22 protein-coding genes are annotated in these 23,164 nt (G+C 72.2%); 12 read left to right on the top strand and 10 right to left on the bottom strand.

What is annotated here, in order from left to right; translation table 11 throughout:
• Genes QSK36_RS20340 through QSK36_RS20330 form a run of 3 tightly spaced genes read right to left on the bottom strand, consistent with a single transcriptional unit; the run spans position 1 to position 4,588 of the window.
• On the bottom strand, positions 1–813 hold the full coding sequence (locus QSK36_RS20340; RefSeq protein WP_285783515.1) for a DUF2118 domain-containing protein: 813 nt from the start codon (positions 811–813) through the stop codon (positions 1–3).
• A complete protein-coding gene (locus QSK36_RS20335; protein ID WP_285783514.1) occupies positions 810–2,312 on the bottom strand; it encodes a SagB/ThcOx family dehydrogenase in 1,503 nt (500 codons plus the stop codon). The genes QSK36_RS20340 and QSK36_RS20335 overlap by 4 nt, the downstream gene beginning before the upstream one ends.
• Before the next feature lie 17 nt (positions 2,313–2,329).
• The gene (locus QSK36_RS20330; protein ID WP_285783513.1) at positions 2,330–4,588 is read right to left on the bottom strand and encodes a TOMM precursor leader peptide-binding protein; all 2,259 of its coding nucleotides are present in this window, start codon (positions 4,586–4,588) and stop codon (positions 2,330–2,332) included.
• Between the two features lie 432 nt (positions 4,589–5,020).
• On the opposite strand from QSK36_RS20330, the gene QSK36_RS20325 reads away from it, so the two are divergent.
• On the top strand, positions 5,021–7,882 hold the full coding sequence (locus QSK36_RS20325; protein WP_285783512.1) for a helix-turn-helix transcriptional regulator: 2,862 nt from the start codon (positions 5,021–5,023) through the stop codon (positions 7,880–7,882).
• A gap of 75 nt (positions 7,883–7,957) precedes the next feature.
• Positions 7,958–8,629, top strand: coding sequence for a FadR/GntR family transcriptional regulator (locus QSK36_RS20320; RefSeq protein ID WP_139578271.1), 672 nt, complete (start codon positions 7,958–7,960; stop codon positions 8,627–8,629).
• 13 nt (positions 8,630–8,642) lie between these two features.
• Here the strand turns inward: QSK36_RS20320 and QSK36_RS20315 are convergent, their stop codons facing one another.
• Complete coding sequence (locus QSK36_RS20315; RefSeq protein ID WP_139578270.1) at positions 8,643–8,984, bottom strand: MmcQ/YjbR family DNA-binding protein; 342 nt, start codon at positions 8,982–8,984, stop codon at positions 8,643–8,645.
• 199 nt (positions 8,985–9,183) lie between these two features.
• Here QSK36_RS20315 and QSK36_RS20310 point away from each other — a divergent pair, with 199 nt between their 5' ends.
• A complete protein-coding gene (locus tag QSK36_RS20310; RefSeq protein ID WP_285783511.1) occupies positions 9,184–10,383 on the top strand; it encodes a cytochrome P450 in 1,200 nt (399 codons plus the stop codon).
• Here QSK36_RS20310 and QSK36_RS20305 read toward each other — a convergent pair.
• Both QSK36_RS20305 and QSK36_RS20300 read right to left on the bottom strand, forming a co-directional pair.
• Positions 10,370–11,635 carry an ROK family transcriptional regulator gene (locus tag QSK36_RS20305; protein WP_285783510.1) on the bottom strand — a complete coding sequence of 422 codons (1,266 nt, stop codon included), beginning with the start codon at positions 11,633–11,635 and terminating at the stop codon, positions 10,370–10,372. The two genes, QSK36_RS20310 and QSK36_RS20305, sit on opposite strands and share 14 nt — an antisense overlap.
• A gap of 274 nt (positions 11,636–11,909) precedes the next feature.
• On the bottom strand, positions 11,910–12,242 hold the full coding sequence (locus QSK36_RS20300) for a hypothetical protein (RefSeq protein WP_285783509.1): 333 nt from the start codon (positions 12,240–12,242) through the stop codon (positions 11,910–11,912).
• Between the two features lie 15 nt (positions 12,243–12,257).
• Between QSK36_RS20300 and QSK36_RS20295 the strand changes: the two genes are divergently transcribed.
• Positions 12,258–14,174: a hypothetical protein gene (locus tag QSK36_RS20295; protein ID WP_285783508.1), complete on the top strand. Its 1,917-nt coding sequence runs from the start codon at positions 12,258–12,260 to the stop codon at positions 14,172–14,174.
• Between the two features lie 27 nt (positions 14,175–14,201).
• Here QSK36_RS20295 and QSK36_RS20290 read toward each other — a convergent pair whose 3' ends face one another.
• Positions 14,202–15,227 carry a GDP-mannose 4,6-dehydratase gene (locus QSK36_RS20290; protein WP_182899703.1) on the bottom strand — a complete coding sequence of 342 codons (1,026 nt, stop codon included), beginning with the start codon at positions 15,225–15,227 and terminating at the stop codon, positions 14,202–14,204.
• A gap of 255 nt (positions 15,228–15,482) precedes the next feature.
• Between QSK36_RS20290 and QSK36_RS20285 the strand changes: the two genes are divergently transcribed.
• The 3 genes from QSK36_RS20285 to QSK36_RS20275 are packed head-to-tail and all read left to right on the top strand — an operon-like array spanning position 15,483 to position 18,527.
• Positions 15,483–16,724 (top strand): glycosyltransferase family 4 protein, encoded by a 1,242-nt coding sequence (locus QSK36_RS20285; RefSeq protein WP_285783507.1) that lies wholly within the window; start codon positions 15,483–15,485, stop codon positions 16,722–16,724.
• A 31-nt stretch (positions 16,725–16,755) separates the two neighbouring features.
• On the top strand, positions 16,756–17,469 hold the full coding sequence (locus tag QSK36_RS20280) for a class I SAM-dependent methyltransferase (protein WP_352240606.1): 714 nt from the start codon (positions 16,756–16,758) through the stop codon (positions 17,467–17,469).
• Positions 17,466–18,527 carry a prenyltransferase gene (locus tag QSK36_RS20275; protein ID WP_285783506.1) on the top strand — a complete coding sequence of 354 codons (1,062 nt, stop codon included), beginning with the start codon at positions 17,466–17,468 and terminating at the stop codon, positions 18,525–18,527. The genes QSK36_RS20280 and QSK36_RS20275 overlap by 4 nt, the downstream gene beginning before the upstream one ends.
• A gap of 23 nt (positions 18,528–18,550) precedes the next feature.
• Here the strand turns inward: QSK36_RS20275 and QSK36_RS20270 are convergent, their stop codons facing one another.
• Entirely contained in the window at positions 18,551–18,931 is a 381-nt protein-coding gene (locus QSK36_RS20270; RefSeq protein ID WP_183540744.1) for a winged helix-turn-helix transcriptional regulator, read from the bottom strand.
• Between the two features lie 98 nt (positions 18,932–19,029).
• Between QSK36_RS20270 and QSK36_RS20265 the strand changes: the two genes are divergently transcribed.
• The gene (locus tag QSK36_RS20265; RefSeq protein WP_285783505.1) at positions 19,030–19,437 is read left to right on the top strand and encodes a RidA family protein; all 408 of its coding nucleotides are present in this window, start codon (positions 19,030–19,032) and stop codon (positions 19,435–19,437) included.
• Between the two features lie 22 nt (positions 19,438–19,459).
• Here the strand turns inward: QSK36_RS20265 and QSK36_RS20260 are convergent, their stop codons facing one another.
• A complete protein-coding gene (locus QSK36_RS20260; RefSeq protein ID WP_285783504.1) occupies positions 19,460–20,089 on the bottom strand; it encodes a class I SAM-dependent methyltransferase in 630 nt (209 codons plus the stop codon).
• An 82-nt stretch (positions 20,090–20,171) separates the two neighbouring features.
• Here QSK36_RS20260 and QSK36_RS20255 point away from each other — a divergent pair, with 82 nt between their 5' ends.
• The 4 genes from QSK36_RS20255 (at position 20,172) to QSK36_RS20240 (ending at position 22,558) form a co-directional block, all read left to right on the top strand.
• Positions 20,172–20,654 (top strand): pyridoxamine 5'-phosphate oxidase family protein, encoded by a 483-nt coding sequence (locus QSK36_RS20255; RefSeq protein WP_182899710.1) that lies wholly within the window; start codon positions 20,172–20,174, stop codon positions 20,652–20,654.
• Between the two features lie 21 nt (positions 20,655–20,675).
• Complete coding sequence (locus QSK36_RS20250; RefSeq protein WP_030506197.1) at positions 20,676–20,870, top strand: ferredoxin; 195 nt, start codon at positions 20,676–20,678, stop codon at positions 20,868–20,870.
• A 37-nt stretch (positions 20,871–20,907) separates the two neighbouring features.
• On the top strand, positions 20,908–21,993 hold the full coding sequence (locus QSK36_RS20245) for an alcohol dehydrogenase catalytic domain-containing protein (RefSeq protein ID WP_183540749.1): 1,086 nt from the start codon (positions 20,908–20,910) through the stop codon (positions 21,991–21,993).
• Positions 21,994–22,063: 70 nt separating this feature from the next.
• Positions 22,064–22,558, top strand: coding sequence for an MSMEG_6728 family protein (locus tag QSK36_RS20240; protein ID WP_285783503.1), 495 nt, complete (start codon positions 22,064–22,066; stop codon positions 22,556–22,558).
• Between the two features lie 197 nt (positions 22,559–22,755).
• On the opposite strand, the gene QSK36_RS20235 is transcribed toward QSK36_RS20240, so the two are convergent.
• Positions 22,756–23,164: sugar phosphate isomerase/epimerase family protein (locus tag QSK36_RS20235; RefSeq protein ID WP_285783502.1), on the bottom strand; the 409-nt coding region annotated here is incomplete at its 5' end.

Here is a 23,164-nt window from a genome sequence, read left to right as displayed (position 1 = left end):
TCAGCGTCCGAGGAGCAGGTTGAAGGGCGTCTGGCTGCTGAGCGTGACAGTGCCCGTCACCGTGACCTGCGACCGCAGCTTCATCGGGGGACCGGTCTCGGTCGTCCAGGAGTAGCCGGAGGTGGTCCCGGGGTCGGGGACGAGGTCGACGACCACCAGGCGGGGCGGCTCCGCGGTGACGTAGCCGCGGGCCGCGAGGTCCCCGCCGACCAGACCGGCGACGCCCTCCGCCATCAGCGGGTAGGCGCTGATCGAGGTCACCCTGCCGCGCAGCAGCCCGAACACGCCGGGCGGGGCGTCGGAGACCGCGAGGTCGACCGTACGGCCGGGGGCGATGCCGAGCGCGTGGTCGCCCGGCACGAACAGCATCGCGACCAGGCGGTCGCGGGGGGCGTCGGTCCTCTCCATCGCGAGCAGCCCGTCGCCCTCGCGGACCATCGCGCCCTCGCTCGCCGAGACGGTGACGACCTCGCCGGCGAACGGGCTGCTCACGGTGCGCACGGTGCCGTCGCCCCGCAGGACCTCCGCCACCGCCTGCCCGCGCACCACCCGCCGGCCGGGACTCACCATCATGGTCTGCACGGTCCCGGTGTACGGGCTCTGCAGCTGGGCGGTGCCCGCCGGATGGGTCAGCAGCCCCTTGGCGGTGACGGTGACCGGCAGCCGGCCGACGAACGACCACACCCCCGCGGCGACGACCACGATGAGCACGACGAACGTGGCGATCCAGCCTCGCGGGGAGGCGAGCAGGGTCGGGGAGTCGAGCTCGTCGGGCTCCCGCATCCGCTGCAGCGCCTTCAACCGGAACTTCACGCCGGCACCTCCGGGGACCATCCGGGCGGCGGCCCCGCCGCACCGCCCCGTCTGCTGCCGAGCAGGAGCTCGCCCACACTGCCCTCCGCGTTCGGGTCGAGCCCGCTGGCCGCGGCGAACTCCGCCGCGTCCCCGCCGCCGAGCCCGCAGACCGCCAGGCCCATGGCCGTGGCCACCAGGTAGAAGGTCTGGTACAGCACGCCCACGTGCTTGAGGATCAGCGAGTAGGCGATGGTCTCGTACTTCCACATCACCCGGCCGAAGCGGGCGGTCACGATCAGCAGGACCTGCGGGTCCTCGGTCATCATGGCCGCCGACCTCGCCCGGTCGAGCAGCGTCCGGGTCGCCGGGCCGGGATCGGCCACCCGCTCCAGCACGTGCGCGCCGGCGGCGTAGTGCCACAGCCCGGGCTCCAGCCCCTCGCAGGAGACGACGAGGGGGTAGACCTCCAGCTCGTGGACGGCGCCGCCGGACGGGTAAGGCCGGTCGGCCAGCTCCTGGCCGTCCTCCCCGGTGAACGTGCGCCGCTGGCGCAGCGTGCGGTACAGCAGCTCGCCCAGGCGGTCGAGGGTGATCGGGTGGGCGGCGTCGTGCTCGCGGATCGAGCGGCGGGCCTCCAGCACGTCGGTCAGGCTCGCCTCGGTCTTCGCGATCGCGTCCAGGTCCGGCGGCTCCAGGGCGATCCGGGGGCCGGCGAAGGCGGGCGGCGCCACCGGCAGCGGATCCTGCACGCCCCGCAGGGGATAGGTCCCGCCGTAGCGCCCGGTCGTGCGCGGCTCCCGGGTGCGGGTGTGCAACCACAGGTCGGCGGGCGACCACTGGGCGAGCGGGGCGGCGCCGCGCTCGGGGTCCTCCCCCTCCGGCGTCGGCCGCACCAGCAGCCCGGCGTCGGCGAACAGGCCGAGGACCGCCGCCGTGGTCCCGGCCGCCAGGCCCGGGCAGGCGAGGCCGGCCGGGGTCGTCCAGTCCGCGAGCAGGCCGAGCAGCGGGGCGGCGGCCGGGGCGAGCTCGACCCCGAGGGGACTGCGGGGCGCGCGCACCACGAGCCTGCCGTCCTCCGGCGCCGCGACGGCGAACCTCGACAGGCGCACGCGGGCGTCCGCGGCGAGCGGCGCGGCCGGGCGCAGCGGGCCGCCGCCGTAGGGGCGCAGCACGGCCACCGGCTCGCCGCCGGGCGGCACCATCTCTCCGCCGGACGGCACCACCTCTCCGCCGGACGGCACCACGATGGCCCGCTCCAGCAACGCCCCGGCCGACAGCTTGCGCAGCAGCAGGTGCCAGCGCAACAGCCCGCCGTCGCCGTCGTGCTCGGTGACGGTCCTGGCCAGCTCGTCCTCGCTCGCGCCGCCGGCGAGCGCGCGCAGTGCGGCGACCGTGCCCGGAGGCAGGCCCCGCAGCACGGCGGGGCCGAACGGCGTGGCCAGGGTGACCGCCCCCGGTGTCTCCTCCGGTTCGGACAGACCGGCGTCGCGGCGCAGCCGCACCTGAACGGTGTGCATGGGCTCCCCCTATCGGGTCAGAAGAAGACGCTGGTGGGGTTGAGCTCCTCCTCCAGAGCCGGTTCCGTCCGCCAGCCGAGGGCCACCGGGACGTCGTACAGGCGGCCCGGGCCGAGCCGGCGCCAGAAGTGCCGCATGCCGGGGACCAGCACCCGGGCGACGTTGAGCTCCAGATCCGGCCGCGTCTGGTCGACCACGATCACCTCCAGGCCGCACGCGGCGGCCCGGGCGACGCAGGTCTCCACGTCGGCCGCGAGGTCGGCGCCCTCGGACACCAGGTAGTCCGCGAGCGTGCGGGGGCGCTGCGCGGGGTCGGGCAGCAGCCAGGGGTCGCTCTCGAGGGTGGTCTCCTTCCACCAGCGGAGCGTGGCGATGTCGTCGTCGTGGTAGATCGTCTCGCCGTTCTCGTCCCTGCGGCGTACGGACGGGAGGAACTGGTTGACCTCGGTCAGCGTCCGCAGCGCGGCGATCCGGGGATCGAGGTGGGCGCCGAAACCCACGATGACGTCCTGCACCGGGTGGTCGAGCCGGTGGGAGACACCGGCGAAGGCCGGGACGCCGAGGTCGGTGGTCAGGTCGAGCAGCCACAGGCCGCGGCCCATGTCGGCGTAGAACTCGCGCAACGTGTCGACGTACGGGTCCTTGAGCGAGTCGAGGTCGAAGGCGGGCCGCCGGGCCCGGTTGTACCACCACAGCGCGACCGCGTCCCGCTCCACGACCTCGCAGAACCCCTGGAGGATCGCCTCCTCCAGTGTGTTGCCGGAGGCGCTGCCGTTGGAGTCGCCGACGCAGTAGAAGTGGCGTTCCAGGTCGGGATGGCCATACCAGGCGTAGCCCGCGGGGACCAGCCGCTCCTCGTCGGCGGTCAGCGACCAGGCCCGCGACCAGTCCAGCGGCAGGTCGGTGCGGAACCGCTCGGGCACCAGGTGCAGCCGGTGCGAGGGGTCGCTGTTCCAGGCGTCCCGGTTGCCGTACTGCTTGTCGGAGAACAGCAGCAGGTCACTCGGGTGGACCGCGAGACCGTCATCGAGGTCGGCGTGGGCCGCCTTGAGCACCGGCTCCTCGCCGCGCCACACGCCCGAGTAGCGCTCGATCGCCTCGCACAGGGCGCTGACCTTGGCCTGGATCTCGGTCCGGCCCTTGCCGCCGCTCTGCCCGCGCAGGTTGCGGCGCAGCAGGTCCATGTTGTCGCCGAGCATCGCGAAGTTGTGACCGGCGGTGAAGCTGTAGGTCACGCCGTTGTCCTCGTCGGCCCACGGCCGCAGCCGGGTGACCGCGCCCAGGTAGGGGCTGATGTGCCGCTCCAGCCGTGCGTACGTCGCCGAGGGCAGCTCGACCCGGTAGCCGCCGTCGGTCACGTGCCGGGCGGACCGGGAGGAGAGCGTCACCTTCGGCTCGCGCTCGCGGATCAGCGAGGGGTCGCCGCACACCGGACACTGCGGCAGCCGGATCAGCTGGTGCTCGGCGCTGGTGAGCGTGCGCAGGTCGACAGTGATCATCTTGCCCTGCAGCGTCGACGGCAGGCCCGTGGCGGCCGTCCGCACGAGCTCGGCCGCGAGCAGCCCGCCCACCGCCGCGGCGCCGCCCAGCAGGGCCTCGCGCACAGGGTGGTACGGCGGCAGCCCGTCTCCCCGCTTGCCCGCGAGGTAGCGCTCGACCTGCCGGTTGCCCTCGATCCGCTGGGACATGCACGCCCAGCAGCCCGTGCTGCCCGGCTGGAACAGCGGTCCCAACCAGGCCACGGTGCCGGCCGGCCTGACCAGCACCCAGGGCCGCCCGGCCGCCAGGCACTCGGCGTTGAGCTCCTCCAGGCCCGGGTCCAGGTAGTCGTCGACCACCGCCACGACCGGGCCGTCGCCGTCCGGATCCGTGCGCAGCCCGTGCTCGCGCAGCAGCGCCTCGATCGGGCCGGGGTCGACGCCCGCGCCCGCGAACAGCCGGAAGGACGTCTGCTCCAGGGCCGTGACGACGGCCGCGGGGTCGACGCCCTGCGCGTCCCAGAAGGCGAGCACCGGATCGGTCAGGGCCGGTCGGCCCTCGACCAGGTGACCGGCGGCCTCGTAGCGCCGGATGGCGAGCACCGCCTGGGCCGGGGACAGTTCGCCGGCGAGGGCCTGGACGATGTCCATCACCGTGTGCCGGCCGTCGAGATAGGGAAGGACGCGGCCCGAGCCCGCGCCGCGTACGAGATAGTGCTGGCCTTCCGCCAGAAGGAAGACTTTCGCATCGTCGAGGACTTCGGTGGTGAAGTGCGCCTTTAGCCGTGGCCGTTCCATGCCCCCCGCCATTCACTGCGCGATTAGCCGATGAGCGGAGAATTCCATCGGATTCCGCAGAAAGTAAAGACGTATTTGTCGTCACGCCGACCATACGTACGCGCGGCGCGCACAAAGCAGGACCCGGCCCTGTGCGTACGGCGATGCGTACCGCGGGCGGCGCGGCGGAATACGTATGCGCACCGCCTCCCGGGGCTTGGGCCGCCGACCTGCCGCGATGATTCGGCCGCCCGCATCGCCGGCGCCACAGGGGTTTCGGCTCGGACGGGCGGCCTCCCCTATCCGGCAGACAGGAAATCATGACAATAGGTTGCTTTCACGAGTCAGCAATATTGTGTTTACTCATCCCGATTTCAAGTATTGACAACCCGCTGGCCCTGTCCGGCATGATCCGTATGTCGAGAAAAATCAGTATGTGCTCCGGGGGTAGGGATGGCCTCAGGGCGCCCGGTACTACTGCATCGGGACAACGAGCTAGGGGTCGTCGACGAGGTACTGGCCGGGCTTGCCGAAGGGAAACCGGCCGTACTGGTGATTCAGGGCACGCGGGGGATCGGGAAGACCCGGCTGCTGCACGCGGCGCTGGCGCGCAGGCCGGGCGGTGTCGTGCTCAGCGCCCGGGGCCACGCCGACGAGCGCTCCTTCGCGTTCGGCATCGTCCGGCAGTTGTTCGACCCGATGATGAGCGGCTCGAAACGGGCCGACCCCGGCGCCCCCGCCGCCGTCCTCGACGCGAACGTGCGCGCGCCCGCACTGGCGGCGGTGCCGTACGACGGGAGCGCGCCCGTCGTGCCCGCCACGCTGCTCGACGACCTCTACCGGGCCACCCGCTCGCTGACCGCGGGACAGCCGCTGATCATCGCGGTCGACGACCTCAACCACGCCGACCCGCAGTCGGCGCAGTGGTGCTCCTACATCGCCAGGCGGCTCGACGGCCTGCCCATCGCGATGATCCTGACCTGCGACGTGGAGGACCGCAGCGCCGGCGACGCGATCTGGGACATCCTGGCGTTGCCGTACGCGCGGTCGCTGCGGCCCTCGGCGCTGTGCCGCAGATGCGCCGCCACGCTCATGGAGTCGGCGCTGGGCGCCCCGGTGGACGACGAGATCGTGACGGCCTGCCACCGCCTGACCAAGGGCAATCCGCTGCTCCTGCTGGAGACGGCGGGACGGCTGGCCGCCGCCGACGTCCTGCCGGACAGGTCCGAACTGCCCCACGTGATGCGGATCGGCGCGACGGCCCTGTCGGAGACCGTCCTCGAATGGCTCGGCGGCAGGTATCCGTCCCTCCTCGCCCTCCTGCAGAGCCTGGCCATCATCGCGCCGTACGCCGGGCTGGAGACGGCGGCGATGCTGGCCGGGTACGGCGCGGTCGCGGCCGAGGAGGCGGGCCACGCGCTCGCCGGGGCGGGCTTACTGGAGGGCAGCCCGCCGCAGCGGTTCACGCACGACCTCGTCCAGTCGACGATCCTCGCGCGGATGGACCCCCGCGCGCGCGACGAGTTGCACCGGCGGGCGGCCTCGCTGCTGCACCGCCTCGGCTCGCCGCCCAAGCGGTCGGCCCGGCACCTGCTGTCGGCGAGCCCCACCGGCGACCCGTGGGCCGTTTCCGTGCTGCGCGAGGCCGCGCGGGAGGCGGTCTCCGAGAACGCCTGGGAGGACGCGACCCGCTATCTCCACCGGGCGCTCGCCACGGCCAAGGACCAGGCCGTCCTGCAGGTGACGGCCGAGCTGGGCGCCGTCGAGGTGCACCTCGACATCCCCGCCTGTCTGCGGCACTTCCGCACCGTGACCGCCCTCGCCGGCGACACCGGCGAGCTGGCGGACTCCCTGGCGCCCTTCGCCACCGCTCTGCTCACGCTCAACTCCCCGGAAGCGGCCTCGGCCTTCTGCGACATCGCCCGGGGCTTCGACGACGATCCGACCGGCCGGCTCCCCGATCGCGAGGTGCTGCTGCGGCTCAGCGCGCAGGCGCTGCTGACCGGCCAGTCGTACGGCTCACGCGCGGCGATGCGGCAGCTCAACGCCGAGCCCGGCGCCGTCACGAGCGCAGGGGCGCGGGACTACCTCGCCACCGCCGCGTTGTCCGGCGCGGCCAGGGGCAGGCACCTCCACCGCACGCTGACCCTGGCCCGGCGCTGCCTCGACGGGGGCGGGCCGATCCCGCCGACGCTGGTCATGGCGCTGCTGTGGGCGGGCCGGGTGGACGAGGCGGCGTACTGGTCGGAGCAGGCGGCCGCCGAGGCGCGGGCGCACGCCTCGATGACCGGGCAGGCCCTCGCCGTCACGCTGCTGTCGGACGTCGCCTACCGCAAGGGGGAGCTGCGCGCGTCGCTGGCGCACGCCCGCGAGGCCATCCACTTCGCGCGGGGGTCGCACGCCCCCGGGCTGCACGTCGCCGCCGTGTCCTGCGCGGCCCGCGTGCTCCTCGAGCGCGATGAACTCGACGTCGCCCACGCGCTGTTCGACGAGGTCGCCGCGCGCGAACCGGTGCACCCCCTCCTGCAGGGGACCCTGCTGGAGGCACGGGGCCGGGTGTCGATCGCCAGGGGTGACGTCCGCGAGGGGCTGCGCGCCCTGCTGGAGGCCGGACGGCAGATGCTGTCGGCCGGGGTCGTCAACCCGGCGTGCGCGGGCTGGCGGGGCCAGGCGGCGCTGGCCTACCTGCGGCTCGGCCAGCACGGCACCGCCCACCGCCTGGCGGAGGAGGAGCTCGAGCTGGCCCGGGCCTGGGGCGCCCCGGACAGCCTCGGCCGCGCGCTGAGCATCGCGAGCACGACCGCCGAAGGCAGCCGAAGGCTCGACCTGCTCACCGAGGCGCTGACTGTGCTCGACGGGCCGGGCGGCGCCATGGAGCGCATCCGGGCGATGCTGCGCCTGGGCATCGCCCTGCAGGCCGCCGGGGAGTCGCGCCGCGCCCACGACACGCTCAACGAGGCATACGTGCTGGCCGACGGCTGCGGCGCCGTACGGCTCGCCGCGCTCGCCGAGCGCAACCTCGCAACGATCGGCGGCCGAGCCCGCGGCGGCCAGGCCGACGGCCCATCGCCCCTGACGGCCGGGGAGATGCGGGTCACCGAACTGGTGCTGCGCGGCATGAGCAACCTCCAGGTCGCGACCGAGCTGTCCATCAGCAAACGGACCGTGGACACCCACCTCGCCCGCATCTACCGCAAGCTCGGCATCCACACCCGCGCCGAGCTGGCCGAGATCATCAAGCGGCTCGGTGACCACCAGCAGGTCGGGATCGGCCCCCTGCCCGGCCAGGAGGAATGGCGCGGCCAGGAGGAATAGGGCCCGGCCGTACAATTCCCCGGAGACGGGGCTGAGCACGGCCCCGGACGAAGGCGCGTGGCAGGGGGACGGGGCGTGGCGGTCACCGACGCGGCGATCAGCAGAATCAAGGACATGATCCTGTCGGGTGAGCTGGGCCCGGGCGACCGGCTGCCCCGGGAGGCGGACCTGGCCGAGCGGCTGGGGCTGTCACGCAACTCGCTGCGGGAGGCCGTCCGCGCACTCGCCCTGATCAACGTGCTCGACGTGCGGCAGGGCGACGGCACCTACGTCACCAGCCTGGAGCCGGGCCTGCTGCTGGACGCCCTGTCGTTCGTGGTCGGCTTCCACCAGGACGACACGGTCCTGCAGTTCTTCGAGGTGCGGCGCATCCTCGAACCCGCGGCCACCGCGATGGCGGCGACCCGGATGACCGACGAGGACATCGCCGAGCTGCGCGACATCCTGGACGCGTTCCCCGAGGAGCCGAGCACGGAGGATTTCGTCGCCAACGACCTGCGGTTCCACCAGCGGATCGCCGAGGGCGCCGGCAACCCCGTGCTCAGCTCGCTCATCGAGAGCATCTCCGGCCCGACCGCGCGGGCCCGCATCTGGCGCGGCCTCACCCAGGAGGGCGCGGCCGAGACGACGCGGGCACAGCACGCCGCCATCTACGAGGCCATCGCGGGCCGCCGGCCGGAGATCGCGCAGGCCTGGGCCACCGTCCACATCGCGGGCGTCGAGGAGTGGCTGCGCCGCTCGCTGTGACGGCGCCCCGCCGCTACCGGGATTCGTGCGCTTCGACGAGGGACTTCGGCGCGGTGAGGCACCACGCCTCGGTGACGAGCTCGAACAGCTCGTCGGCGTCGATCTTCGCCAGATGGACCACGACCCAGCCGAAACGTCCGGCGGTGAACTGCGGCTCGAACACCTCGGGCCGCTCGGCCACCAGCGCGATCTGCTCCTCGATCGTCGCCTTGAGGCCCACCGTCTCGGTGCGCTCCCACAGGTAGCCGAAACCCTTGCCGCGCACCTTGACCGAGACCCAGTCGCCGCCCTCGCCCTTGCTCACCTCGGGCAACCGGTCCAGCATGGCGAGAAACTCCTCGACGCTCACACCCATACGCCAAGTCGTACCAGAGCCCACCGACAAGGCGGCGGCAACGATCCGTCACCTGCGGGTCGCTTGACGGGCCGTCGCCCACGTAATAGAACACGTTTCAGAATCACCGCGAACAAGCGCTTGACCACACTTTCGCCGAGCGCCGGCAGGGCGATCACCCCTCTTACCAAGGGCAACCAAACCCGATTAGGTGAGTGCCATGGAAATCAACCTCGTCGACAAGGACCGCTACGCGCACAGCGGGGTGCCGCACGACCAGCTCCGCTGGCTCAGGGACAACGCGCCCGTCTACCGGCACGAGGGACAGGGCGACTGGCCCGGATTCTGGGCGGTCACCAAGCACGCCGACGTCGTCCACGTCTCCCGTCACTCCGACCTGTTCTCCTCGGCGCGGAAACTGGCGCTGTTCGACGAGATGCCCGAGGAGCAGCGCGAGTTCCAGCGGCTGATGATGCTCAACCAGGACCCGCCCGACCACACCCGGCGCCGCTCGCTGGTCAACCGCGGCTTCACCCCGCGCCAGATCGGACGGCTGGAGGAGCACATCCGGGACATCTGCCACGCCCTCGTCGACGAGGTCCAGAGCAAGCCCGAAGTCGACTTCGTGCGGGACATCGCCGCGCCGCTCCCGCTGTACGTGATCTGCGAGCTGCTCGGCGCGCCGGTCGAGGACCGGGACAAGATCTTCGAGTGGTCCAACCGCATGATCGGCAGCGACGACCCCGACTACTCCACCAGCCCGGACGAGGGGCAGGCCGCCGCGTTCGAGGTCTACTCGTACGCCCACATGCTGGCCGCGGCACGAAGGCAGGACCCGCGCGACGACATCGTCACCAAGCTCCTGCAGCCCGACGAGGACGGGCAGACGCTGACCGAGGACGAGTTCGACCTGTTCGTCCTGCTGCTGATCGTGGCGGGCAACGAGACCACCAGGAACGCGGCCTCCGGAGGCATGCTGACCCTCTTCGAGCACCCGGACCAGTGGAAGCGCCTGGTGGACGACCCCTCCCTCGCCAGGACGGCCGCCGACGAGATCGTCCGCTGGGTGTCCCCGGTCAACCTGTTCCGGCGTACGGCCACGGCGGACACCGAGATCCGCGGCCAGAAGATCGCCGAGGGCGACAAGGTGGTGGTCTTCTACGCGTCGGCAAACCGGGACGAGGAGATCTTCGAGCGGCCCGACGAGTTCGACATCGGCCGCGACCCCAACCCGCAGATCGGCTTCGGCGGCGGCGGGGCGCACTTCTGCCTCGGCAACCACCTGGCCAAGCTGGAGCTTCGGGTGCTGTTCGAGGTGCTGGCCCAGCGCCTGCCCGGCATCCGGCAGACCGGCGAGGCCACGCGGCTGAGGTCCAACTTCATCAACGGCATCAAGACGCTCCCCGTCACCCTCGGCTGACGCGCGGCGGCGGCAGCGGGGTCAGGGCCAGGCGCGGCCGGGCCGGCGCCCTGCCGCACCCGGCGGCGCGCGAATCCGCGGGGCCGGGCTCCGGCTCCGCGGCCGGGTAGCGCGACAGCAGCGGAGACTCCCCGAGCGCCAGCGCGAGGCCGCCGAGTGCGCCCGCGACGTCGCCGAGCGCCGCCCTGCGCAGGGTCAGCCGATGGCGCGAGATCGGCACCGCGCCCGCGTCCAGGGCCTTCTGGACGGGCCCCAGGAGCGGAGCGCCGATCTCGGCCAGCTCGCCGCCGACGACGATCACCCTGGGCCCGATCGCGTTGGACAGCGCCGCGAGCACCCGGCCGATCTGGCTGCCCACCTCGGACAGCAGGCCGAGGGCGATCGGGTCGCCCGCCTCCACGGCGGCCGTCAGCGCGGGCAGGTCGTCGCCGCGGCCGCCCCGGGCGCGGTAGGCGTCGAGCACCGCCCTGATCGAGGCGACGGTCTCCAGGCACCCCGTGCCACCGCACTCGCAGGGCCTCCCGGCCGGGTCCACCGGGATGTGCCCGATCTCCCCCGACACTCCGTCGGCGCCGCGGTGCAACATCCCTCCGGCCACCACCCCGCCGCCGACGCCGTACGACAGCCGCAGATAGAGCGCGTCCTGGTCACCGGCGGCCGCGCCCCACGTCGACTCGGCGAGCGCCGCGAGCCTGGTGTTGTTGTCCAGCAGCACCGGCCCGCCGAAGCGCTCCCCGAGCAGGGCCTCGACGCCGGAGAGGGTCCCGTCCCGAGCCCCGGCCAGCGGGCCCACGACGCCCACGCCCACGCCCTTGAGCGCCCTGTGCCACAACCCGCCGCCGACGAGCCCGCGGACGAGCCGGTCGGCGAGCGCCACCCGGTCGGGCCACGGCAGGCCGGGCGCGTGCGCCTCCCCCGCCGCGCCCACGATCTCGTACGTCACGCCGACGGCCGCGACGTGGACCGCGCGGCGGGCGAAGTCGATGCCGAGGGCCTGGCCGACCGCGGGATTGAGGGCCAGTCGCTCGGCGGGACGGCCCCGTCCGCGCGGCGCCTCGTCCGGCATCGCCGTGACCACCGCGCCCGTGGCCAACAGTCCGCTGAGAGTGTCGTGCAGGGTCGTGCGCGACAGGCCGCACCGCCGGCTGAGCTCGCCCCGGTTGAGCGGGCCGTGCGCGCGCAGCAGGCCGAGCACGGTCTGCTCGTGCCCGCGCCGCACCGGAGACACGACATCTGGCCTGGGTTGCCACATGCCCAAAAGCATGCACATTTGGTAGGTTTTATGTCAATCTTGGATAACCCCAGCGAGGGCGCGGAGATCTTGACAGTACCTGTCAGGCGGCTCACGATGCGCTGGAACCACCCTTCCCGCCCCATCGCCCCGCATCGCGGGTGTGCGTCCCGAAGGGGAATCCATGCGCTCTTCCCGGCGGGCTGACGGGACGGCGGCGGGAGACCGGCAGGCCTCCCGCCACCCGGACGCCGCCCGGCGCCGGCCGCCGGCATGCGACCCGGCGAACGCCGGCTCAGATGTTGACGATCTCGACGTCGGCGATCTCCGAGATGTGCGCGTCGCACTGCGCGGCCGACACTCCGCTGCCGTAGACGATCGATCCCTTGGCGTAGTAATGGTTGCCGTTACTGAAGCGCTCGCAGGTGAGCTTGAGATACCAGCCCGACCCGGTGCTGTTCCAGCAGTCGGCGGCCACGCGTCCGACGGACAGGTTGTAGCTGAACTGGCAGTTGGCCGGGTCGACGGCGGCCTGGGCGGGCCGGGCGGTCAGGGTGAGGACGCTCACCGCACCGATGACGACGGCGGCGGCGCCGGCGCGTGCGCGGATGACACTGAACATGGTCACCTCTCCGTGTTCGACGTGATCCGAACGTATCCGCGCTCGTCCCCGGCGAAGTCTCAACCGGGTCTCAACCTCCCCGCCTCCACCCACCGGCTCGCCGGCTCGCAGGTCGCACCGGCCGGCGTCGAGGAGGCCGCCCGTGGTGTCGTCACGGCGTTGGACGAGACGGACGCCGAGCACGCGCCGGCGATCGTCAACGTCGTGGGCCCGCTCGGGGTCGGCAAGACCCGTCTGCTCGCGACGCTGTCATCCGGATTCGTGGACCTCCGCACGCCGGACGGGGTCCGTACGCCGGTCGAGGTCCATCGTGGCGGGCGCGCGCCGCTGGCCATCGACGGCGTCGACACCGACCGCCGCGCGGACGCGGCGGCGCGTTTCCTGGACCGGGCCGGTCACGGCCGCTTCCTGATCGCCAGCCGGCTGCCCCTGGCCTCGCGGCCCGGGTGGGCGCACAGGCCGCTCGTCACCGTCGAGCTCGGGCCGTGGCCGCCCGCGGACATCCGCGGGCTGGCCGCCACGCTCGGGGTGACGGACCCGGCGCGCGCCGACCTGGTCGTACGGCTCGGCGGCGGGATCCCGCTCGTCGCGGACTCGCTGTGCCGGGCGATCCGCAGAGGCGGCGAACCGGGCCCGGAGGGCGCGCTGGCCGATGCCGCCGCCACCGAGGTGCTGCTTCGCCTGGGCGTGGAGTCCCGGGGGATTCCTCCCGAAACGCTGCCGATCGTGGCCGCCGTGGACGGGGCGGACGAGGATCTCCTCACCGCCCTGGCACGACTGCCGCCCGGGGTCTTCACGCGGCTGAGACGGCTGAGCGTGATCCGCCCGGACCGTCACGGGCTGACCGTCGCCGAGCCCTACCGCACGCTCTTCGATCTCGCCTATCGCTGGCGTCACCCGGTTCTCCGCGACGACATGGCCGCGCGGGCCGCCGAGCATCGGCACCGCCAGCTGGCCCGCACCGCCGACCCACCGCTGCGGGCCCGGCTCGCCGACCAGGTCCTCTACCTGTCGGGGAGCCGGCGTGCGCGCCGTGACCTGTACGCCGACGAGCGCGGCGAGTTCTCGGTCCGGCGCGCCGGCGACGGCGACGACGAGGCGATCGGCCGCCTGATCCGATTGTGGGGCGACGCCGAGGGCCTGGCGGAACGCCAGGTGGTGCGGATGCGCGATCTGTGGCTCTCCGGCGCCGACCACGGTTTCCATCTCGCGGTGGACACCGACGACCACGCGGTGGGAATGGTCAACCTCACGCCGCTGGATCCCGACCGCGCACCGGCGCTGGAACCGCTGCTCCAGCAGCACGCGGACACGGTGCTGGGCCTCGGGCGGTCCGGATCGGTCGTCGGCATGATGGCGGTCGAGCCGCGGTTCGCCCGGGCTCAGCCCGCACTCGTCCGCCACATCCTCATGGCGGGGATCGACGGCGGCCGGCTTGTCGTGTCCACGCCGTGGATCCCCTACCAGGAGATGGCGGCGCGCTTCGGCCTGCGCCGCGTGGGCGCCACGAGGCACGATCTCTACCGGTGCGGCCGGCCGAGCGCCGTGTTCGCCCGCACGTTCACGGTGCGGAACCTGCCCGGGTGGCTGCGGCGGATGCAGGACCCCCACACCGAGGAACCCGGCCGGACGGCCGAATTCGTCCGCGCCGCGTTGCGGGACCTTCGCGCGCCGGCCCGGACGGCCGTCTCAGGCCCGCGACCGGCGCCCGCGCTCGCCGACCTCCTGCGGCAGGCCGTGGAGGCACTCGCGTCGTCGGCGTCCGCCGTGGACGCCGAAGCCGGGGAGATCCTCCGCCTGTACTACCTCGCCCGCGCCGGAGGGCACGACCTCCTCGCGCATCGCCTCCACCTGTCCAGGGCCACCTACTTCCGCCGTCTCGAACACGGCATCGGCAAGGTCGCGGAGGCGGTGAGCCGGGCTCTCACTCCGCCGTAGCCCCCACCAGCCCGCTGCCGGGGAGTGTCAGGCCCAGGAGGAGTCCTGTTCTGGGTCGCCGCCGTCGGCGAGCAGGCGCAGGTCGGCCTCGACCATCATCGCCACGAGTTCCTCGAACGACACCGTCGGCTCCCAGCCGAGCTGGGTGCGGGCCTTCTTCGGGTCCGCGCACAACAGGTCGACCTCCGCCGGACGGTGCAGGGACGCGTCGCAGACGACGTGCCGCTCCCAGTCCAGATCGGCGGCGGCGAACGCCGCCTCGACCAGCTCGCGCACCGAGTGCGTGCGCCCGGTGCCGATGACGTAGTCCTCGGGCCCGGCGGCCGACAGCATCATGTGCATGGCGCGGACGAAGTCGCCGGCGAACCCCCAGTCGCGGCGCGCCTCCAGGTTGCCCAGGCGCAGTTCGGTGGCCATGCCGAGCTTGATCCGCGCGACGCCGAGCGAGACCTTGCGGGTGACGAACTCGGCCCCCCGCCGGGGCGACTCGTGGTTGAACAGGATGCCCGACACCGCGAACATGCCGTACGACTCGCGGTAGTTCTGGGTGAGGAAGTGCCCGTACGCCTTGGCCACGCCGTACGGCGACCTGGGGTGGAAGGGGGTGCGCTCGGTCTGCGGCGTCTCCCTGACCTGGCCGAACATCTCCGAGGACGACGCCTGGTAGAAGCGGATCTGCCCGGCCGACGAGCCGCGCGAGGCGGTGATCCCCGAGCAGACGCGGATGGCCTCCAGCACGCGGAGCACGCCCATGCCGGTCACCTCGGCGGTCAGCTCGGCCTGCTCCCACGACATGGGCACGAACGAGATGGCCCCCAGGTTGTAGACCTCGTCCGGCTGTACCTTCTCCACCGCCGAGATCAGCGACCCCTGGTCGAGCAGGTCGCCGCGGACCAGCCGTACGTCCTGCAGGAGCCGGCGCACGCGCGGGACGCGGGGGTTGGCCTGCCCGCGGACCAGGCCCCAGACCTCGTATCCCTCGCTCAGCAGGTGCTCTGCGAGATAGGAGCCGTCCTGACCGGTGATGCCGGTGATCAGCGCACGCCTGGCCAACGGATCCTCCTCGTAGCGCCCAACTTGGCCTATGAGAGGCGAATGTACCGCCCTGCCCGGCCGTGCCTACATAGGCGCCGCTAGAACGTGTTACACCGAATCTCGTTCGGGTAAGCTAACACCCCAGGTCGGGCAGGGTGAGAGTCGATCGAGGACCCTTTCCACCTCACCTACCCCATCTAAGGTCAAATGGTAGTGTTCCTGGCAGCAGCCCCGCGGGGGCACGGCTGGAAACCGGCGGGAAAGGGGTGCCTCTTGGCGGAGAGGCTGCGAGTCGCGCTGCTGTCCTACCGCAGCAAGCCCACCTGCGGCGGCCAGGGGGTGTACCTGCGCCACATAAGCCGCGAGCTCGTCGCTCTGGGCCACCACGTCGAGGTCTTCTCCGGCCAGCCCTACCCGGAGCTGGACGACGGCGTGATCCTCAACAAGGTGCCGAGCCTGGACCTCTACCGCGACGAGGACCCGTTCCGCACGCCGAAGCTCGACGAATATCGCGACTGGATCGACGCGCTCGAGGTCGCCACGATGTGGACGGCCGGCTTCCCCGAGCCGCTGACGTTCAGCCTGCGGGCCTACCGGGAGCTGAAGAGGCGGCGGGGCGACTTCGACGTCGTCCAGGACAACCAGACGCTGGGCTACGGCCTGCTCGGCATCCAGCGGCTGTTCCCCGTGGTCGGCACCATCCACCACCCCATCAGCGTGGACCGGCGGATCGAGCTGAAGGCCGCCAAGGGCTGGAAGCGGCTGTCGATGCGCCGCTGGTACGGCTTCGTGCGCATGCAGAGCATCGTCGCGCCCCGGCTGAGCCCGATCCTGACCGTCAGCGAGTCGTCGCTCGCCGACATCCACCGCGACTTCAACGTGCCGCAGTCCAACATGCGGCTGATCCCGCTCGGCGTCGACACGCGGTTCTTCCACCCCCGGCCGGAGCTGCCGAAGCGGGAGAACTCGATCGTGGCCGTGGCCAGTGCCGACTCGCCCATGAAGGGCGTGGCGACCCTGCTGCGGGCGGTCGCCAAGCTCGCCACCGAGCGCGAGGTCAACCTCACCGTGGTGAGCAGGCCCACCCCCGGAGGACCCACGGAACAGCTCGTCAACGAGCTGTCGCTGCACGACCGTGTGCGGTTCGTGCACGGCATCCCGGACGAGGAGCTGGCCGAGCTGATCGCCACCTCCGAGGTTGCGGTGGTCCCCTCGCTCTACGAGGGGTTCTCGCTGCCGGCCGTCGAGCACATGGCGTGCGGCACGCCGCTGGTCGCCTCGCGTACGGGCGCCCTGCCCGAGGTGGTCGGCGACGCGGCCGTGCAGGTCACCCCGGGAGACCCCGAGGAGCTGGCCGCCGTGCTGCGCCGCCTGCTCGACTCCCCGCAGGAGCGCGCGGAGTTCGGCCGGCGCGGCTACGACCGCGTGATGGAGCGGTACGCGTGGCCGGTCGTCGCCCGCCGCACGGTCGAGGCCTACCACGAGGCCATCGCCGCCCACACCCCCTCGCGGTGACTCCCCAGAACTGACGAAAGGCAGGCAGCGAGTGCTGACCGTCGACTTCAACCGGCTGCCCGTCGGACCGGGCGACCGCGTCCTCGACCTCGGGGCCGGCGGTGGCCGGCACGCCTTCGAGGTGCTGCGCCGGGGCGCCGACGTGGTCGCCTTCGACATGGACGCCGCCGAGATGGAGAGCGTGGCGGCCATGTTCGCGGCCATGGACAAGGAGGGCGAGGTGCCGGCGGGCGCGACCGGGGACACCGTCGTCGGCGACGCCCTCGACATGCCGTTCCCCGACGCGTCGTTCGATCGCGTCATCGCCGCCGAGGTGCTCGAGCACATCCCCGACGACATGGCCGCGATGCGCGAGATCGTGCGCGTGCTGAAGCCGGGCGGCCGGGCCGCGATCACGGTGCCGAGCTTCCTGCCCGAGCGGATCTGCTGGGCCCTGTCGGAGGACTACCACACCGCCCCCGGCGGACATATCCGGATTTATACGTTGGCGGAGCTCCAGGCGAAGCTGAAGTCCTCCGGGCTTGAGGTCGGCGGCCATCACTACGCCCACGGCCTGCACTCGCCGTACTGGTGGATCAAGTGCGCGGTCGGGGTGAACGACGACCAGCACCCGCTGGCCAAGGCCTACCACGAGCTTCTCGTCTGGGACATCATGAAGCGCCCCCTCGCCACCCGGCTGGCCGAGGCCGTGCTCAACCCCCTGATCGGCAAGAGCGTGGTGGTCTACGTCCGGAAGCCGGCATGAGGCGGGTGCCGGACGTTCCGGGGATCATCACCGCAGAGCAGGTCGTCCGTACGGCCGAGAGCATCGTCGCGATCCAGGACGACCAGGGCGGCGTGCCCTGGCCCGAGGGCCACATCGACGCCTGGAACCACATCGAGTGCCTGATGGCGCTGACCGTGGCCGGGCTGCGCGAGGAGGCCCGCAAGGGCTACGACTGGCTCGTACGGCACCAGCGCCCGGACGGCTCCTGGCCGATGAAGGTCCGCGACGGCGAGCCCGCCGAGGCGGCCGGGGAGTCCAACCACGCGGCGTACATCGCCGTGGGGGTCTGGCACGACCTGCTGGTGACCGGCGACGAGGACTTCGCCCGGTCGATGTGGCCGATGGTGGCGCGGGCCCTCGACTTCGTCATCGGCCTGCAGACCGCGCGCGGCGAGATCCTCTGGCAGCGCGACGCCGAAGGGCGTCCGGCGGAGTACGCCCTGCTCACCGGGTGCTCGTCCATCCACCAGGGCCTGCGGTGCGGGGCGCTGCTCGCCGAGCGGCTGGGCGACCCGCAGCCCGACTGGGAGCTCGCCGCCGACCAGCTCGGCCACGTGATCGCCGACCATCCGGAGGCGTTCGCCGACAAGAGCCGGTTCTCGATGGACTGGTACTACCCGGTGCTCGGCGGCGCCGTGCGCGGGGCGGCGGCGGCCCGGCGGTTCGACCTGGAGTGGGACACCTTCGTCGTGCCCGGCCTCGGCGCGCGCTGCGTCTCCGACCAGCCCTGGGTGACCGGCGCGGAGTCGTGCGAACTGGTGCTCGCGCTCGACGCCGCCGGGCAGCGGGACCGCGCGCTGGCGATGTTCGCCGACATGCAGCACCTGCGCCACGAGGACGGCTCCTACTGGACCGGCTGGCAGTTCGTGAACGAGCGGCACTTCCCCAACGAGCGCTCGGGATACACGGCCGCCGCGGTGGTGCTCGCCGCGGACGCCCTCGCCCGCGCGACCCCCGGCTCGGGGATCTTCCGCGACGCCGGCGGCCGGGAGGCCCGCATCACCGGCGAGTGCGGCTGCGAGCGCGCCCGCGCCTGACCGCCGGTCGCCCGCGCCGCTCGTCAGGCGTCGAAGCGGCCGCGGGAGGCCTCGATGTCACCGAGGTGGCGGTGGGTCCAGTCACACATTCCGTCGACGACCGCCCGCAGAGCCCGGCCCGGCTCGGTGAGGACGTAGTCGACCCGCGGCGGCACGGTGGGGTGCACGGTCCGCTCGACCAGGCCGTTGCGCTCCAGCATGCGCAGATTCTGCGTGAGCATCTTGTGGCTGATGCCCTCGATCTCGCTCCGCAACTCGCTGAAACGCAGGGTGCGTTCCCCCAGGGACTCGATGATCAGCAGAGCCCACTTGTTGGCGATGTCCGAGAAGATCTCCCGCGCCAGGGAGTCCGCGCGTGTCAGGTCCGCTTCCTCCGGCGAGCCCGTGAACTGCTTGGTCACCATGAGGTTCCCCAGTCACTGAAAAGTGCGTTCTTCCTTGTCAGCGGCCACTCTCCTACAGTTCCCGAGTAACCGCAAGAGAGTGTGAAGGAGGCGGACGTATGACCGTCACTCTGGTGAACCCGGATGGACTGCCGCAGATCGATGCCTACCAGCAGGTGTCGATCGCGACCGGGTCGAAACTGGTCTTCATCGCCGGACAGGTCGCCTGGGATGCCGACGGGGTCACGGTCGGCGAAGGCGACCTCGCCGCCCAGGTCGAGCAGTGCTATCTCAACGTCGCCACCGCACTGGCCGCGGCCGGCGGTTCCTTCGAGAACGTGGCGAAACTGACCGTCCACGTCGTCGACTGGACGCCCCGTAAGATGCCCCTGCTGCTGGAGGGGATCGCCCGGGCGGCCGCGAAGCTGGGGATCACCCCCGTGCCGCCGGCCACGCTGCTGGGCGTCGCGGCGCTGGACGTACCCGACCATCTGGTCGAGGTCGAGGCCACCGCGGTCGTCGACTGAGAACGCCCGGCGGGACGCGCCGTCAGACGCGTTCCAGTACGCGCAGCGACCCGACGACCCGCGCTTCGCGGAAGCCGCCCGACTCCAGCGCGCGCAGGTAGACCCGGTAGGGCGCCTGCCCGCCGTCGGCGGGGTCGGGGTAGATGTCGTGGAAGACCAGCGCGCCGCCCTTCATGACGTGCGGCGCCCATCCCTCGTAGTCGGCCGTCACCGGCTCCTCCGAGTGGCCGCCGTCGATGAACAGCACGGCCAGCGGAGTGGACCAGTGACGGGCGACCGTGGCCGACGCGCCCACGACCGCGATCACCTCGTCCTCCAGGCCGGCGGCGGCGATCGTGTCGCGGAAGAACGGCAGCGAGTCCATCAGCCCGGTCTTCGCGTCCACCAGCTCGGGGTCGTGGTGCGGCCAGCCCGGCTGGATCTCCTCAGACCCCCGGTGGTGGTCCACCGTGAAGACCACCGTGCCCGCCCGCCGCGCCCCGGCGCCCAGGTAGATCGCGGACTTGCCGCAGTACGTGCCGACCTCACAGATCGGCCCGCGGGAGCCGTACGCGCAGGCGGTCTCGTACAGGGCCTCGCCCTCGGCGGGCGGCATGAAACCGCGCGCCTCTTCGGCGGCGCGGCGCAGGTCGTCGGGCATCGGGGTCACCATGTCGGGCACCCTACCCAACAAGCCGAACGATGTTCGGGACTGCCCCTTGTCCGCTCTGATGGAACGTGTTCTACTTTGCTTCGTGAACCAGCGCGCCCGCATCGCGATGAGCGAGGAAGAGATCGCCGGGCTCCTGCGGGACGCCCGCAAGCTGCAGCTCGGCACGATCAATCCCGACGGCACGCCTCACCTGGTCACGATGTTCTACGGACTCGACGACGGCCGCGTCACATTCTGGACGTACGCCAAGTCGCAGAAGGCCCGCAACATCGAGCGCGACCCGCGGGTGAGCTGCCTGATCGAGACCGGGGACGAGTACGCGCAGCTGCGCGGCGCGCTCGTCTACGGCAAGGCGCGGCTGATCGACGACCCGGCGGCCGTCCTGGAGGTCGGTCTGGACGTCACCCGGCGGATGACCGGCATGCCCGTCGACGGCCCCGAGGCGCGGGCATACGTCGAGCACACCGCGCGCAAGCGCGTGGCCTACCTGGTCGAGCCGGCCCGCGTCGTCTCCTGGGATCACCGCAAGCTCGGCGGCGATAGCGTGAACTCCAGCGCGACGTGACGCACAGGAGGAGGACGCGCCATGAAGATCAAGGTCGACTACGACGTGTGTGAGGCCAACGCCGTCTGCATGGGCCTGGCGCCCGAGGTCTTCGAGGTCGACGACGAGGACAACCTCCACGTCCTGATGCCCGAGCCGCCCGCCGAACTGCTCGACCGGGTCCGCCACGCGGTCCGGTCCTGCCCCAAGGCCGCGCTGTCGCTCGAGGACGAGTGACGCGCGGCACCCAACCCTGAAAGACCAGGAGGTCCCCATGCGCGGCGCGCTTCTCCACGCGGTCGGCGACGAAAAGCTCGACATCAGAGACGACCTCACGCTGACGCCGGTGGGCCCGGGTGACGTCCGCGTGCGAGTGAAGGCCACCGGCGTCTGCCACTCCGACCTCTCGGTGCTCACCGGCGTGCTCCCCATGCCGCTCCCGATCATCCCCGGTCACGAGGGCGCGGGCGAGGTCGTCGAGGTGGGCGACGGCGTGACCACCGTGCAGCCGGGCGACCACGTCATCATCAACTGGACGCCCGCCTGTGGCGACTGCCCGAGCTGCGTGGGCGGCCAGCCGAACCTCTGCATGACGTACATGATGAAGAGCTTCACCGAGCCGCGCTTCCTGTTCGACGGCGAGACCCCGGCGTTCGGCATGGCCGGGTGCGGCACCTGGGCCGAGGAGATCATCGTGCCGTGGCAGGGGGCGATCAAGGTCGACCCCGACGTGCCGTACGAGGTGGCGGCGCTGATCGGCTGCGGCATCACGACGGGCGTCGGCGCGGTGCTCAACACCGCGAAGGTGCGCCCCGGCGCGACCGTCGCGGTCGTCGGTTGCGGCGGCGTCGGCCTGTCGGTGATCCAGGGCGCCCGCGTCTCCGGCGCGACCACGATCCTCGCGATCGACCCGCTGGAGTCAAAGCACGCGCTCGCGAAGAAGGTCGGCGCCACCCACGCCTGCACCCCCGACCAGCTCATGGACGCCATCGGCACGCTGACCGGCGGCCAGGGCTTCGACCACGGCTTCGAGGTGGTCGGCAAGTCGGCCGCGATCATGACGGCCTGGCAGGCGACGAGGCGCGGCGGCGACGTCATCGTCGTCGGCGCGGGCGCCATGGACGACCAGGTGCCGCTGACCGCCTTCAACCTGCTGTTCGAGGGCAAGAACATCCTCAGCTCGCTGTACGGCGACGCCGACGTCCGCAGGGACTTCCCGCGCTTCGTGAACCTCTACAAGGCGGGCAAGCTCGACCTGGACAGCATGATCAGCTCCCGTATCCGGATCGGCGACCTGAACGACGCCGTCGACGCCCTGCGCGGCGGCGAGGTGCTCCGGCAGATCGTGCTGTTCGACTGACACCGCCCCGCCGGAGATCTCCCCGGCGCGGGGGATATCTCCGGCGGGCCGGGGTAGCCCGAGCGGCGACATGCAGACGTTCCTGCCGTACCCGGACTTCGCGGCCACCGCCCGCGTCCTCGACCCGCTCCGCCTCGGCAAGCAGCGGGTCGAGGCCCTGCAGGTCCTGCGCACGCTCACCGTTCCCGGGTACGGCTGGCGGCACCATCCGGTGGCGCACATGTGGGCCGGATACGAGGAGGCGCTGGTCCGCTACGGCCTGGAGATCGTGATGGTCTGGTGCGACCTGGGCCGCGCCGACACCTGCGCCGGGACGATGACCAGGGAACTGCTCGACTGCCGGGGCATCGCGACGCCCCGCACCCAGGAGGCACTCGCGGAGGCGGGCGAACTGCCGCCGTGGCTCGGCGATCCCGCTTTCCACCTCAGCCACCGCTCGGCCCTGCTGCGCAAGGACCCGGAGTTCTACGGCCCGAAGTTCCCCGGAGACCCGGACGACCTCCCCTACGTCTGGCCCGACTCCGACCGCGTCAACGCCCTGCTCCCACCCCGCCGCAGTATGTAGACGGCATCTACGTAGATGCCGTCTACATGGGGCACGGTAAGCGCGGTTGCTTTCCCTCGGAAGTGGATTTGGTCGGCGCGGACCGGGCACCGGTGGCACGGCGGGTGCTGTTCGCGGGCTCGGTCAAGAGGCCAAGGGCCGGGCGCGCCTGACGGAGCACCCGGCCCTTGGCCTCGCGAGAGCTGGGGAGAGAGAGGTCAGCTCTCGGAGGAGAAGGCGGCGTCGAAGGCTGCGGCCGGTGGGGTGATGGCGTTGAGCGAGCGGATGTAGGCGAGGGATTCCGGCGCGCCGTGCAGCCGGTCCATGCCCGCGTCCTCCCACTCGATGGAGATCGGGCCGTCGTAGCCGATGTGGTTGAGCGCCCGGAAGCACTCCTCCCACGGCACGTCGCCCCGGCCGGTGGACACGAAGTCCCAGCCGCGGCGGGGGTCGGCCCAGGCCAGGTGGGAGGCCAGGCGGCCCCGCCGGCCGTCGCGGGTGGCGACCCGGGCGTCCTTGCAGTCGACGTGGTAGATCCGGTCGGCGAAGTCGAGGATGAAGTTCGCCGGGTCCAGGCCCTGCCACACCATGTGCGAGGGGTCCCAGTTCAGCCCGAAGGCCGGCCGG

It is taken from the genome of Microbispora sp. NBRC 16548, assembly GCF_030268985.1.
In the GTDB taxonomy this organism is placed as follows: Bacteria; Actinomycetota; Actinomycetes; order Streptosporangiales; family Streptosporangiaceae; genus Microbispora; species Microbispora catharanthi.
Note: the sequence above shows the minus strand (reverse complement) of the source record. Positions and strands in the feature narration are given on the sequence as shown.

What these genes read in the sequence shown, in the direction of transcription:
- QSK36_RS20335 (WP_285783514.1), bottom strand. Translation starts at nt 2,312, where the DNA reads ATGCACACCGTTCAGGTGCGGCTGCGCCGCGACGCCGGTCTGTCCGAA.
- QSK36_RS20330 (WP_285783513.1), bottom strand. Translation starts at nt 4,588, where the DNA reads ATGGAACGGCCACGGCTAAAGGCGCACTTCACCACCGAAGTCCTCGAC.
- QSK36_RS20325 (WP_285783512.1), top strand. Translation starts at nt 5,021, where the DNA reads ATGGCCTCAGGGCGCCCGGTACTACTGCATCGGGACAACGAGCTAGGG.
- QSK36_RS20315 (WP_139578270.1), bottom strand. Translation starts at nt 8,984, where the DNA reads ATGGGTGTGAGCGTCGAGGAGTTTCTCGCCATGCTGGACCGGTTGCCC.
- QSK36_RS20310 (WP_285783511.1), top strand. Translation starts at nt 9,184, where the DNA reads ATGGAAATCAACCTCGTCGACAAGGACCGCTACGCGCACAGCGGGGTG.
- QSK36_RS20305 (WP_285783510.1), bottom strand. Translation starts at nt 11,635, where the DNA reads ATGTGGCAACCCAGGCCAGATGTCGTGTCTCCGGTGCGGCGCGGGCAC.
- QSK36_RS20275 (WP_285783506.1), top strand. Translation starts at nt 17,466, where the DNA reads ATGAGGCGGGTGCCGGACGTTCCGGGGATCATCACCGCAGAGCAGGTC.
- QSK36_RS20270 (WP_183540744.1), bottom strand. Translation starts at nt 18,931, where the DNA reads ATGGTGACCAAGCAGTTCACGGGCTCGCCGGAGGAAGCGGACCTGACA.
- QSK36_RS20265 (WP_285783505.1), top strand. Translation starts at nt 19,030, where the DNA reads ATGACCGTCACTCTGGTGAACCCGGATGGACTGCCGCAGATCGATGCC.
- QSK36_RS20260 (WP_285783504.1), bottom strand. Translation starts at nt 20,089, where the DNA reads ATGGTGACCCCGATGCCCGACGACCTGCGCCGCGCCGCCGAAGAGGCG.
- QSK36_RS20250 (WP_030506197.1), top strand. Translation starts at nt 20,676, where the DNA reads ATGAAGATCAAGGTCGACTACGACGTGTGTGAGGCCAACGCCGTCTGC.
- QSK36_RS20245 (WP_183540749.1), top strand. Translation starts at nt 20,908, where the DNA reads ATGCGCGGCGCGCTTCTCCACGCGGTCGGCGACGAAAAGCTCGACATC.
- QSK36_RS20240 (WP_285783503.1), top strand. Translation starts at nt 22,064, where the DNA reads ATGCAGACGTTCCTGCCGTACCCGGACTTCGCGGCCACCGCCCGCGTC.